12 protein-coding genes and 1 riboswitch are annotated in these 11797 nt (G+C 68.5%); of the genes, 3 read left to right on the top strand and 9 right to left on the bottom strand.

Going from position 1 to position 11797, the window contains the following annotated elements; all coding sequences use genetic code 11:
• Positions 1–4: 4 nt before the first annotated feature.
• Positions 5–154: riboswitch (FMN riboswitch) on the bottom strand.
• Positions 155–237: 83 nt separating this feature from the next.
• The gene (locus AC1DG4_RS14125) at positions 238–1110 is read right to left on the bottom strand and encodes an Fpg/Nei family DNA glycosylase (protein WP_477379790.1); all 873 of its coding nucleotides are present in this window, start codon (positions 1108–1110) and stop codon (positions 238–240) included.
• A 79-nt stretch (positions 1111–1189) separates the two neighbouring features.
• Entirely contained in the window at positions 1190–1759 is a 570-nt protein-coding gene (locus AC1DG4_RS14120; RefSeq protein WP_477379788.1) for a GNAT family N-acetyltransferase, read from the bottom strand.
• Positions 1760–1988: 229 nt separating this feature from the next.
• Between AC1DG4_RS14120 and AC1DG4_RS14115 the strand changes: the two genes are divergently transcribed.
• Positions 1989–2831, top strand: coding sequence for an endonuclease domain-containing protein (locus AC1DG4_RS14115; protein ID WP_477379786.1), 843 nt, complete (start codon positions 1989–1991; stop codon positions 2829–2831).
• An 86-nt stretch (positions 2832–2917) separates the two neighbouring features.
• Here AC1DG4_RS14115 and trpS read toward each other — a convergent pair whose 3' ends face one another.
• Positions 2918–3928, bottom strand: coding sequence for a tryptophan--tRNA ligase (gene trpS, locus AC1DG4_RS14110; protein WP_477379784.1), 1011 nt, complete (start codon positions 3926–3928; stop codon positions 2918–2920).
• A gap of 162 nt (positions 3929–4090) precedes the next feature.
• On the opposite strand from trpS, the gene AC1DG4_RS14105 reads away from it, so the two are divergent.
• Together AC1DG4_RS14105 and AC1DG4_RS14100 are read left to right on the top strand one after the other, a co-directional pair.
• A complete protein-coding gene (locus AC1DG4_RS14105; RefSeq protein WP_477421297.1) occupies positions 4091–5272 on the top strand; it encodes an FAD-binding domain in 1182 nt (393 codons plus the stop codon).
• A gap of 8 nt (positions 5273–5280) precedes the next feature.
• On the top strand, positions 5281–5898 hold the full coding sequence (locus AC1DG4_RS14100; protein ID WP_477379780.1) for a TetR/AcrR family transcriptional regulator: 618 nt from the start codon (positions 5281–5283) through the stop codon (positions 5896–5898).
• A gap of 29 nt (positions 5899–5927) precedes the next feature.
• On the opposite strand, the gene AC1DG4_RS14095 is transcribed toward AC1DG4_RS14100, so the two are convergent.
• The 6 genes from AC1DG4_RS14095 to sdhC form a co-directional block, all read right to left on the bottom strand.
• Positions 5928–6821: an exodeoxyribonuclease III gene (locus AC1DG4_RS14095; protein ID WP_477379778.1), complete on the bottom strand. Its 894-nt coding sequence runs from the start codon at positions 6819–6821 to the stop codon at positions 5928–5930.
• A 10-nt stretch (positions 6822–6831) separates the two neighbouring features.
• On the bottom strand, positions 6832–8097 hold the full coding sequence (locus AC1DG4_RS14090) for a YihY/virulence factor BrkB family protein (RefSeq protein ID WP_477379776.1): 1266 nt from the start codon (positions 8095–8097) through the stop codon (positions 6832–6834).
• A 110-nt stretch (positions 8098–8207) separates the two neighbouring features.
• The gene (locus tag AC1DG4_RS14085; RefSeq protein ID WP_477379774.1) at positions 8208–8981 is read right to left on the bottom strand and encodes a succinate dehydrogenase iron-sulfur subunit; all 774 of its coding nucleotides are present in this window, start codon (positions 8979–8981) and stop codon (positions 8208–8210) included.
• Positions 8981–10807, bottom strand: coding sequence for a succinate dehydrogenase flavoprotein subunit (gene sdhA, locus AC1DG4_RS14080; RefSeq protein ID WP_477379773.1), 1827 nt, complete (start codon positions 10805–10807; stop codon positions 8981–8983). Before sdhA ends, AC1DG4_RS14085 begins: the two co-directional genes overlap by 1 nt.
• 69 nt (positions 10808–10876) lie before the next feature.
• Positions 10877–11332, bottom strand: coding sequence for a succinate dehydrogenase hydrophobic membrane anchor subunit (locus AC1DG4_RS14075; RefSeq protein ID WP_292717660.1), 456 nt, complete (start codon positions 11330–11332; stop codon positions 10877–10879).
• Positions 11332–11766 (bottom strand): succinate dehydrogenase, cytochrome b556 subunit, encoded by a 435-nt coding sequence (sdhC, locus tag AC1DG4_RS14070; RefSeq protein ID WP_477379771.1) that lies wholly within the window; start codon positions 11764–11766, stop codon positions 11332–11334. The genes AC1DG4_RS14075 and sdhC overlap by 1 nt, the downstream gene beginning before the upstream one ends.
• Positions 11767–11797: the final 31 nt, after the last annotated feature.

Genomic DNA, 11797 nt, shown 5'->3' with positions numbered 1-11797 from the left:
ATCGTGCGTGCTTCCTCTCATCCGGACTCGCAAGCCTTCGCTCGCATCACCGTCGGTCCCGGAATTCCACCGGATCGGCCTCGGATCCGTGTCGGATCCTCGGTTCGCGGACTGTCACCGCCGGTTCGGATTCTCACCGACCCCGGAGCACGTTGTACTGCTCTCAGCTTAGTCAACGCGTCGGTGCCGGTTTCATTCCGATGGATGGTTCTGTGACGCCTCATGTCGTGCGCAGGGTCACTTCAGCAGCCKGGACAGCCGGCGGTCCGCGAGCACTTTGCCGCCGGTCTGGCAGGTCGGGCAGTACTCCAGCGAGCGGTCGGCGAAGAACACGCTGCGCACYGTGTCGCCGCACACCGGGCAGGCTTCGCCGCGGCGAGCGTGGACCTGCATGCCGCGCCGCTTCGCGTCCTTGAGGTCGGCCGGCGGCTTGCCGCTCGCCTCCGCCACGGCTTCGCGCAGGGTCGACTGCATCGCGTCGTAGAGCCGGGTGACGTCGGCGTCGTCGAGACCTCCGGCAGGTGCGTAGGGGGACATCCGCGCGGCGTGCAGGATCTCGTCGGAGTAGGCGTTGCCGATCCCGCCGATCACGGCCTGGTCCCGCAGCAGCCCCTTGATCTGGGTGCGCCGGCCGTCGAGCAGCGCGGCGAACACGTCGCGGGTGAACGACGGATCCAGAGGATCCGGGCCCAGTCGCGCGATGCCGGGTACGTCGGCCGGATCCCGGACGACGTACACGGCGAGGGACTTCTTGGTGCCGGCCTCGGTCAGGTCGAAGCCGCTGCCGTCGAACGCGATCCGCAGCGCGATCGGCGACTTGCCCGGGCGGATCAGGGTGGTGGGCAGCGCGTCGTACCAGCGCAGCCACCCGGCCTTGGCGAGGTGGAACACGAGGTGCAGCTGCGGTTCGACGTCGCTTTTCAGTGTCAGATCCAGGAACTTGCCATGCCGCTCCACGCCCTCGACGCGCGCGCCCGCCAGCGCGGTCACAGGAGGATCGAAGGTCTTGAGCGCTGCGATCGCCGACACGGACGCACGTGTGATCGTGAGGCCGACCGCGCGCTGCGCGAGGAAGTCGACAAGCCCCTGCACCTCAGGCATCTCCGGCATGGGTTCATCCTGCCACCCGCGTGCGACATCCGGACAGGCCGGGTCGGATGCCGTCCGACGACGCGCCGGGGGAGACGCCTCAGCCGAGGTCGATCGGCCAGTCGACCGGGATGCGGTCGTCTGTGCGCAGGAGCCCCGCGAGCCATCCGTCGTCCCGCCCCCGAGGGCTCGTCAGGAACTGGCGGTGCGTTCCCTCGAACCGGAAGCCGAGCGAACGAGCGCTGCGGGCGGACGGGATGTTGCCGACCACAGCGCGCCAGGTCATACGGGCGAGCCCGAGGTTGGCGAAGCCCCAGTCGATCACGGCACGGGCCGCCTCGGTGACGTATCCGTGACCGCGCGCCGGGGCCGTGACCCAGAACCCGAGCTCCGCATCCCCGCCCGCCCGGTGCTCGGTGATCTGGTGCAGCCCGATGGCACCGACCAGGACGTCGTCCGCGAACACGGCCCACACGGTCTGGGATCCGTCCTCCCACCACTCGCCGATGAGCCGGACGAAGTCCTCGGCGTCCTCGCGCGCGTAGGGGCTGGGAACGGTCGTCCAGCGGGGAATCTCCGGATCCTGGCACGCCGCGGTGATCGCGTCGACGTCGGCGGAGGTCGGGGCACGCAGGACCAGGCGCTCGGTGCGGAGGATCGTGGGTTCCATCGACCCAGCCTAGGGCGGAGCCGACCGCTGTCTCGCCGCCTCCTCGTCGCGAACTCAGTCGATTCGGACTGTTCTACCGTTCCCGGCCGCGACACGGCCCGAATCGACTGAGTTCGCAACCGCCGAGAGGCCTGCTCGGTCGTCCTCCACAGATGCGACAACTGCCCGATTGTGCACGGGTTTCGTGGGTGCGCCCCACAGGCCGTCGAAGACTCGTCAACCTCGGGCCATGATCGAGCAGCGATTCCGGACATTTGAACTCCGCGCCGAGGGGCATACCGGGAGGGACATCACCGAGGCGGTGCGCCACGGCGTGCTGATCCGCCTGAGGAAGGGCCAGTACGCGGTGGCGGGCAGCGCCGACCCGGCGGTCAGGGCCGGACAACTGGGCGGACGTGTCGATTGCGTCAGCGCGCTCGCGCTCGCCGGGGTGTTCGTGCGGGCCAGCCACCCTCTGCACGTGCAGATGACGCCGCATTCCTCGAGGCAGATCCGCCCGCCACGCGGAATCGTGCGGCACTGGCGCGCGTGTTCGGCGCCGTGGAACGACCTGGAGGTCCCCCTGGCGGAGGCGCTCGCGCAGGCGATGTCCTGCCAGGAACCGCGCGACTCCGTAGCATCGCTGGACAGCGCGCTGCACCAGGGGCTGATAGATCTCGATGGCCTCGACGAGGTGTTCGAGCTCGGTCCTCGGCGCATGCGGGCCCTGCGCCGTATGGTCGATGGGCGGGCGGAGTCCGGTCCTGAAACGCTGGTGCGCATCGCGGCCAGGGCTCTGGGGTACGACGTCGTGCCCCAGGTCGAGTTCGACTTCGCCCGTGTGGACCTGCTGCTCGACGGCTGGCTGATCGTCGAATGCGATTCGAGGGCGCATCACGAGGACTGGAAGCAGCGGCTTCGCGACTACGAGCGGGATCGCCGTCTGGCGGCGCTCGGCTTCTGCGTGCTGAGGCTCGTCGCCGAGGACATCATGTACGACCGGGAGGGTGTCGTCCTGGCCCTCCGGGGGCTGCGCGGCTTGCGGCCGGCGCGTCGGCTGATCGTTCCGAACTCAGTCGAATTCGGCGTCTGACACGCCGAGGTGCACATTGGCGGCCCGAATCGACTGAGTTCGGAACGCGATCGGCGTGTGATCCGCGCTGCAGGCGACCGGATGTCTCAGAGGGCGATACGGCGCAGCAGCCCGACTTTGTCGTAGACCGCCGCGAGGGTCCTGTCGGCGACCTCGTCGGCACGGGCGGCGTTGGCTGCGAGGATGCGGTCCAGCTCGGCGGGATCCGCGAGCAGTTCGTTCGCACGGTCGCGCACGGGGCCGAACTCGTTCACGACGACCTCGGCGAGCCCCTTCTTGAAGTCGCCGTAGCCGCGACCCGCGTACTCGTCCTCGATCGACGCGATCTGGCGGCCCGTGAGCGCCGCGTAGATCGTGAGCAGGTTCGAGACGCCGGGCTTGCTCTCGCGGTCGTACCGGACGGATCCCTCGTTGTCGGTCACGGCGCGCATGATCTTCTTCGCCGACTTCGCCGGGTCGTCCAGCAGCCACAGCACGCCCGCGTCGGACTCGGCCGACTTCGACATCTTCGAGGTGGGGTTCTGCAGGTCGAAGATGCGCGCGGTGTCCTTCTGGATCACCGGGATCGGCACGACGAACGTCTCACCGAAGCGGGAGTTGAACCGCTCCGCGAGATCGCGCGTGAGCTCGACGTGCTGCTTCTGGTCATCGCCCACCGGCACGACGTCGGTCTGGTAGAGCAGGATGTCGGCGGCCATCAGCACGGGGTAGGTGAACAGGCCGACGGAGGTCGCGTCCGCACCGAAGCGCGACGACTTGTCCTTGAACTGGGTCATCCGACCGGCCTCGCCGAAGCCCGTGATGGTGCTGAGGATCCAGGCGAGCTCCGCGTGCGCGCGTACGTGCGACTGCACGTACAGCGTCGACTGGGACGGCTCGATGCCGGCCGCGATGTACTGCGCTGCGGTGCGACGGGTCTTCTCGCGCAGCTCCGCAGGATCCTGCGGAACGGTGATCGCATGCAGGTCGACCACGGAGAAGAACGCGTCGTAGGAGTTCTGCAGGTCCCGCCACTGCAGCAGCGCCCCGATGTAGTTACCGGCCTGGAGGGAGTCGGCGGAGGGCTGCATTCCGGAGTAGAGGCGGGGTTTCGTCACGGAACAATCCTATGGGGCGTTGCGCGACCTCCTTGTGTGCAGATCCCACTGCCTACGGGGTGGTAGCACCACGCGCGACCGGCATCCCGGTTCTGGCCGCGACGTCTCATCGGGCGTATTGTTGAGACCATAGGTTCGACCACCGGTCTAAGGAGGACTCTCGTGAAGATTCTGATCGTGGGGGCGGGCATCGCAGGGCCCACCCTCGCGTACTGGCTGCGGCGTACCGGCCACGAGGTCGCGCTCGTGGAGCGTGCGTCGCACCTGCGGGAGGGCGGGTACGTCGTCGACTTCTGGGGTGCCGGGTTCGACGTCGCCGAGCGGATGGGTATCACCCTGCGATTGATGGCCGAGGGGTATCACGTTCGCGAGGCGCGCGAGGTCTCCGAAAGGGGCAGACCGATCGCGCGCCTGCATCCCGAGAGCGTCATCCCGAAGGCCACCAGCCGCTACGTCACCGTGGGGCGCACCGACCTGGCCAGGGCGATCTACGACGTCGTGGACGGTCAGATGGAGAYGATCTTCGGTGACACGGTCCGCTCGCTCGACGACGACGGTGATCGCGTCCAGGTGGTGTTCGAGTCGGGCGTCGAGCGCGAGTTCGACCTCGTCGTCGGGGCGGATGGGCTGCATTCTCGAGTGCGGGCGCTGACGTTCGGGCCGGAGCAGCAGTTCGAGCGGTATCTGGGCATCGCCGTCGCCGTCTTCGATGTCGTGGGGTATCGCCCCAGGGAAGAACTCACCGCGGTGATGCACACCGCGGTGGGGCTGCAGACCCTGCGGCTCGCCCTGCACGACGATGCGACGATGTTCTGCTTCATCTTCCGCCATGACGGCGAGGTGCCGGTCGATGACGTCCCGGCGCAGCAGGAGCTCCTGCGCACGCGGCTGCACGACGCGGGCTGGGAGGTGCCGAAGATCCTCGAGCGGATGCCGCAGGCTCGCACCTTCTTCTTTGATCGGGCGAGCCAGATCCGGATGCCATCGTGGTCGCGCGGCCGCATCGCACTCATCGGCGACGCGGGGGCCTGCCCGTCCCTGCTGGCAGGCCAAGGCTCAGCCCTGGCGATGGTGGAGGCATACGTGCTCGCCAGCGCATTGCACGAGGCTCAGGACGACTACGGAACCGCATTCGCCGCGTACCACCGGCGCCTGGCATCGCTCGTGAGCAAGAAGCAGGACGCCGCGATCGGGCTGGGCGCCGCCTTCGCGCCGCGCAACCGCGCACAGCTGTTGCTGCGAAACGCGGCGTTCGGGCTGATGGGCGTGCCGTTCGTCGCGCGACTCGCCCTGGGCCGGAGTCTGCGCGATCCGATCACGCTTCCAACGCTGCCGACCGGTTGAATGGTCGCATGGCCCGCCCGCGTTTCCAACGACTTCCCGCCGCACAGCAGACCGCAATCCTGGATGCCGCACTCGACGAGTTCGCCCGGCTCGGGTTCGCCGGCGCCTCGCTCAACCGCATCATCTCCGCAGCGGAGATCTCCAAAGGCGCCATGTACTACTACTTCGATGGCAAGGAGGATCTCTACGCCGAGATCATCCGGCGCCAGCTCGAAGGGCTGTTCCAGCACGGTGTACCCGTGCCGCTGCCAGACGCCTCCGGGCCGGACGAGTTCTGGTCCTCCATCGAGGCGCTCTACCTGCGGCTCATGCAACTGCTTGGTGAGAAACCGGAGACCGGGAACCTGCTGCGTGACTGGCTGACCGGTGCAGCCTCACCTGCTCTCCGCGCTGCCCAGCGCGATGCGGAGCAGCAGACCCTCCCGTGGGTGCTGCAGACGGTGCTCGCGGGTCAGCGACTCGGGGCCGTGCGCGCGGACATGCCGGCCGAGTTCCTCGTGGCGATGGCGATGGGGATGGGGCAGGCCATGGACACGTGGCTGGTGGTGCAGAACCCCGCCGGCAGCGAGCTTGAGGACGCCGTACACGCCCTCATCGACATGATGCGTCGCGCGCTCCAGCCGTGACGGCGGCGGGTCGCCTCGACCCGCCGCCGTCAGTACGTGTAGTCGACGATCACGGGCGTGTGGTCGCTCCAACGCTCGGCGTAGGTCGCGGCGCGGGCGACGCGGTAGTTGGACGCGCGTCCTGCGAGAGCCGCGGTGGCCAGGTGGTAGTCGATACGCCAGCCGGAGTCGTTGTCGAACGCCTGGCCGCGCATGGTCCACCAGGTATACGGGCCGGCGATGTCGCCCGCCGCGACGCGTCCCACATCGACCCAGCCGAGGCCCTTGCCGTCGCCCTCCGCCGTGTAGGGGCGGGTGTCGCTGAGCTGTCCGATCATTCCCCGGCCGATGCCTTCCTGGCCGACGGCGGGCTCGCCCGCTGCGCCGAGGAAGCGATCGAAGTAGGCCCGCTCGCGCGCGAGGTAGCCGGACTTCTTGACGTTGCCCTTCCAGTTCAGGATGTCGAGGGGACGGTGCGCCACGTTGAGGTCGCCCGTGACGAGGGCCAGGGCGCCGTCGGCGCCGAGCTCGCCCATGCGCGTGGTCATCGCGTCGAGGAACTTCCACTTCTCGTCCTGCTTCGGAGTGTCGGCCTCGCCGCTGTGCACATAGGCGCTGACGACCGTGAGCGGGGAGCCGCCGAGGGAGAAGTCGGCCTCGAGCCAGCGCCCCTTCGAGTCGAACTCCTCGGCGCCGAATGTCGTCCGCGAGGCGAGGGCGGGCTCGCGGCTCAGCACCGCGACGCCCGCGCGGCCCTTCGCCGTCGCCTCATCGTGCAGGATCGACCAGCCGGGGAACGCCGCTTCGAGATGCTCGTCCTGCGCACGCACCTCCTGCAGCGTGAGCACGTCGACGCCGGCGTCATCGAGCCAGCCATGCATTCCATTGCGGACCGCGGCGCGGATCCCGTTGACGTTGACCGTGGCGATACGCAGGTGGGGCATGGATCCCAGCCTAACGAGGGCCTCCGACATCGGCGTTCCGGCGCGGGGCTCTGTCCCGCCGGCCGCCCTCCGTTCGGGTCCCACCGAGGCGGGCACCCTCCCGCCGGGGGCCCTCGAGCAGCAGGCCGAGCATGCCCTCCTCGTCCTCCGCAGGCACGGCGGCCGCCTCGTCCGCGAGCGCATCGCCCCACTCCTCGCGGGCCTCGCGCACCGCGCGGGCCGTCGCGCGCCGACGCCACCACGGCGCGGTCTCGTGCTCCTTCTCCGCACGGCGCAGCCTCACCTCGGCGGCCAGCACGAGCGCCGCGAGTTCCGCGCGGTGCGCGGCGTCCTCGTCGACCTCCTGCAGCGGCTGGTCCCGGTCCTCGGCGGTCAGCGCGATCCAGGCCGCGGCGACCAGGATCACGACAGCCACCCAGCGGCACCACAGCAGCATGGCGATGATCACGGCGAACGTGGCGAGCAGAGGATTGCCAGGGGAGTGCGCGAGCAGCAGGCCGGCACCCAGTTGCAGCACCACGACGGCGCCTCCGCCGAGCATCGATCCCGGCAGGATCGTGCCCCAGGCGAGCCGCGTGCCGGTGAGGAACCGCACGAGCAGCGCGATCGCGGCGGAGTCGATCACGAACATCACCACGACCGAGCCCAGCCGCGTCAGCGCGTCGAAGGCGGTGGTCCCGAGGTGCCAGCCGAACAGGTCGAACATCTGCCGCAGGGCCCAGACGCCGACGAAGCCGAGGACGGATCCCGCCAGCAGCGCCAGCCCGAACGCCGCGCCCGCGAGCCCGTCGCGGACCTTCAGCAGCACGAAGCTGCGGTTGTCGTAGGGGAGACCGAAGATGTCGCGCACCGCGCGCCGGGTGAACGTGACGGCCGTGATGCCGGTCCAGGCGACGACCCCGGCGGCGACGATGCCCGTGATGCTCAGCACGTTCGTGGCGCCGGAGGCGAAGTCCTGCACGTCATCGGGATGCACGAGCCCGTTCTCCCCGATGATGCCGTGGATGTAGCTGTTCGCGATCGCGGTCACCAGCGCGATCGCCTGATCGCTGCCGCCGAGCCAGAGCCCCGCCGAGGCGAACGCCATATAGAGGAGCCCACACACCGCGAACAGGCCCTGGTAGCTCATCCCGGCGGAGAGCAGGAAGCCGTTGCGCTGCAGGAACCGCCGCCACACCCGGATCGGGAAGGCCCGCATGGTGCGCCGGGTGATCGCCGCCGCGCGCTCGATGGGCGCCTCGAAGCGCGCACGCAGCTCCGGCTCCGAATCCACCACGATCTCACCCTAGCGAGTGCGCCGGGATCGTCCGGGGCGGTGGGGGAGACGCCGAGAGGCGCCACCCGCACGGGGTGGCGCCTCTCGACAGATGCGGGTGGCGGATCCTGTTAGGGCCGGCCACGGAGGATCGCCTGCTTGACCTCGGCGATCGCCTTGGTGACCTCGATGCCGCGGGGGCACGCCTCGGTGCAGTTGAAGGTCGTGCGGCAGCGCCAGACGCCCTCCTTGTCGTTGAGGATGTCGAGGCGCACATCGGCGGCGTCGTCGCGCGAGTCGAAGATGAAGCGGTGCGCGTTCACGATCGCGGCGGGGCCGAAGTACTGCCCGTCGGTCCAGAACACGGGGCACGACGAGGTGCACGCGGCGCACAGGATGCACTTGGTGGTGTCGTCGAAGATCGCGCGGTCGGCGATCGACTGCACGCGCTCCTTGCCCTTCTCCGGCTCGCTCGTGGTCAGCAGGAACGGCTTCACCTCGCGGAACGCGGCGAAGAACGGATCCATGTCGACGACGAGGTCCTTCTCGAGCGGCAGGCCCTTGATCGCCTCGACGTAGATCGGCTTGGAGATGTCCAGGTCCTTGATCAGCGTCTTGCAGGCGAGGCGGTTGCGGCCGTTGATGCGCATCGCGTCGGATCCGCAGATGCCGTGCGCGCAGGAACGGCGGAACGTGAGGGATCCGTCGACCTCCCACTTGATCTTGTGCAGCGCGTCGAGCACGCGGTCGGTCGAGAACAGCTCCACGTCGTAGTCGACCCAGTGCGGCTCGCTGTCGACCTCGGGGTCGAAACGGCGGATGTTGAACGTGACGAGGAAGGACTGCACGCCGGTGTCTTCGACGACGGCCTCTGCGGTGACTTCCGTGGCGACGGCGGCGGACATCAGTACTTCCTCTCCATCGGCGGGTAGTTCAACTCGCCCTGCTCGTTCTTCGTGAACACGACCGGCTTCCAGTCGAGCCTGATGTGGTCGCTCGGCGTCGACGAGTGCGGGTCACCGGTCAGGTACGCCATCGTGTGCTGCATGTAGTTCTCGTCGTCGCGCTTCGGGAAGTCGTCGCGCATGTGACCGCCGCGGCTCTCCTCGCGGTTCTGGGCGGCGTAGACGACGACCTCCGCGATGTCGAGGAGGAAGCCGAGCTCGACCGCCTCGAGCAGGTCGGTGTTGAACCGGCTGCCCTTGTCGTCGACGTGGACGTTCTTGTAGCGATCGCGGAGCTCCGCGATCATGCCGAGAACGTGCTGGAGGGATTCGTGCGTGCGGAACACCTGCGCGCCCTTGTCCATCTCCTCCTGCAGCTTCTTGCGGAGGACGGCGATGCGCTCGGTTCCCGCGTTGTTGCGCAGTCCCTCGAGCATCTCCTTGACCGCGGTCTCCGGCGCCTCGGGGAGGGGCAGGAACTCGGCCGTCTTGACGTACTCGACGGCGTTGCGGCCGCTGCGCTTGCCGAACACGTTGATGTCCAGGAGCGAGTTCGTGCCGAGGCGGTTGGCGCCGTGCACCGACACGCAGGCGCACTCCCCGGCGGCGTACAGGCCGGGCACGACGGTGTCGTTGTCGGCGAGCACCTCACCGCTGTTGTTGGTGGGGATGCCGCCCATCGCGTAGTGCGCGGTCGGCATCACGGGGACCGGCTCGACGACGGGGTCCACGCCGAGGTAGGTGCGCGCGAACTCCGTGATGTCGGGGAGCTTGGTCTCGAGGACCTCGGCGCCGAGGTGCGTGCAGTCCAGCAGCACGTAGTCCTTGTGCGGGCCCGCTCCGCGGCCCTCCGCGACCTCCTGCACCATGCACCGGGCGACGATGTCGCGTGGTGCGAGGTCCTTGATCGTGGGGGCGTAGCGCTCCATGAAGCGCTCGCCGGAGGCGTTGCGCAGGATCGCGCCCTCACCGCGGGCGCCCTCGGTGAGCAGGATCCCGAGTCCGGCGAGGCCGGTCGGGTGGAACTGGAAGAACTCCAGGTCCTCCAGCGGCAGGCCCTTGCGCCACACGATCCCGACGCCGTCACCGGTGAGGGTGTGCGCGTTCGAGGTGGTCTTGAAGATCTTGCCGAAACCGCCGGTCGCGAAGATCACGGCCTTGGCGTGGAAGACGTGCAGCTCGCCGGTGGACAGGTCGTAGGCGACCACGCCGGCGATGCCCGTCTTGCCTGCCTCGTCCTTGACCGTGATGAGGTCCAGCACATAGAACTCGTTGAAGAAGTTGATGCCGAGCTTCACGCAGTTCTGGAACAGCGTCTGCAGGATCATGTGGCCGGTGCGGTCCGCCGCGTAGCACGCACGGCGGACGGGCGTCTTGCCGTGCTCGGCCGTGTGCCCGCCGAAGCGGCGCTGGTCGATCTTGCCCTCGGGCGTGCGGTTGAACGGAAGGCCCATGTTCTCGAGGTCGATGACCGCGTCGATGGCCTCCTTCGCGAGGATCTCCGCCGCGTCCTGGTCGACGAGGTAGTCGCCGCCCTTGACGGTGTCGAAGGTGTGCCACTCCCAGCTGTCCTCCTCGACGTTCGCGAGCGCCGCGGCCATGCCGCCCTGCGCCGCGCCCGTGTGGGAGCGCGTGGGGTAGAGCTTCGAGATCACCGCGGTCTTCGCGCCGGGGCCGGCCTCGATCGCCGCACGCATGCCGGCGCCGCCGGCGCCGACGATCACGATGTCGAACTGATGGTGGTGCACGCCGTTCTTGACGACGGAATCCTGGGTCTCAGTGGTCACTGGTTCTGCCTTTTCTCTGAGCTTTTCGCCGCTGCCGCGGAGGAGCTTGTCTCGCCGCCGATCGCCGGGCTACTTGCCCAGCGCCTTGCAGGTGTCCCACATGGCGCCGCTCTCGAACACGCCGTTGCAGGGGTCGAAGGTGAACACGACCAGGGTGCCGAGCACGATGAGCAGCGCGGCGGCCAGGCCGAGCACGACCAGGAGGGTCTTGCGGATGCCCGCGTGTCCGACGTAGTCGTTGACGACCGTGCGCATGCCGTTGGCGCCGTGGATGAGCGCCAGCCACAGCATCAGCACATCCCACCACTGCCAGAACGGCGTCGCGTACTTGCCGGCGACGAACGCGAAGTCCAGGGCGTGGATGCCCTCGCCGAGCATGAGGTTGACGAACAGGTGGCCGAAGATCAGCACGACGAGCACGACGCCCGACACGCGCATATAGATCCAGCCCCACTTCTCGATGTTGAAGCCCTTGTTGCGGCGCGGAGCCGCCATGTGCTGCGTGGTGAAGACGTCTGCGGCCATCAGCTCGCACCCCCCACGTGCGAGAACACGTTGATCAGGTGGCGCGGTGCGAAACCGGCCATCAGCACCAGCCAGAGACCGATGACGATCCAGAACATCTGCCTCTGGTACTGCGCGCCCTTGGACCACACGTCGACCAGGATGATCCGCAGGCCATTGAGCGCGTGGAACACGATCGCGGCGACGAGCACCGTCTCGCCCAGCCCCATGATCGGGTTCTTGTACGTGCCGAGAACGGCGTTGTACGCCTCCGGCGAGACCCGGATGAGCGACGTGTCGAGCACGTGCACCAGGAGGAAGAAGAAGATGGCGATTCCGGTGATGCGATGCAGAACCCATGACCACATGCCTTCGCGACCCCGGTAGAGGGTGCCGCGCGGCGTCTTGGACGTGGTTTCCGCAATCGAAGGTGTCAAGCGAGTGCTTGCGGACACAGTCGTCCTCCCTGATCGATAGCGAAGGATC

Source organism: Microbacterium sp. 05N427 (assembly GCF_056397105.1).
The sequence above is the reverse complement of the archived record's forward strand: the minus strand, read 5'-3'. Positions and strand labels throughout refer to the sequence as shown.

Excerpts from the sequence above, each read along its gene's own strand:
- AC1DG4_RS14120 (WP_477379788.1), bottom strand. The coding sequence starts at position 1,759 with ATGGAACCCACGATCCTCCGCACCGAGCGCCTGGTCCTGCGTGCCCCG.
- AC1DG4_RS14115 (WP_477379786.1), top strand. The coding sequence starts at position 1,989 with ATGATCGAGCAGCGATTCCGGACATTTGAACTCCGCGCCGAGGGGCAT.
- AC1DG4_RS14100 (WP_477379780.1), top strand. The coding sequence starts at position 5,281 with ATGGCCCGCCCGCGTTTCCAACGACTTCCCGCCGCACAGCAGACCGCA.
- AC1DG4_RS14095 (WP_477379778.1), bottom strand. The coding sequence starts at position 6,821 with ATGCCCCACCTGCGTATCGCCACGGTCAACGTCAACGGGATCCGCGCC.
- AC1DG4_RS14085 (WP_477379774.1), bottom strand. The coding sequence starts at position 8,981 with ATGTCCGCCGCCGTCGCCACGGAAGTCACCGCAGAGGCCGTCGTCGAA.
- AC1DG4_RS14075 (WP_292717660.1), bottom strand. The coding sequence starts at position 11,332 with ATGGCCGCAGACGTCTTCACCACGCAGCACATGGCGGCTCCGCGCCGC.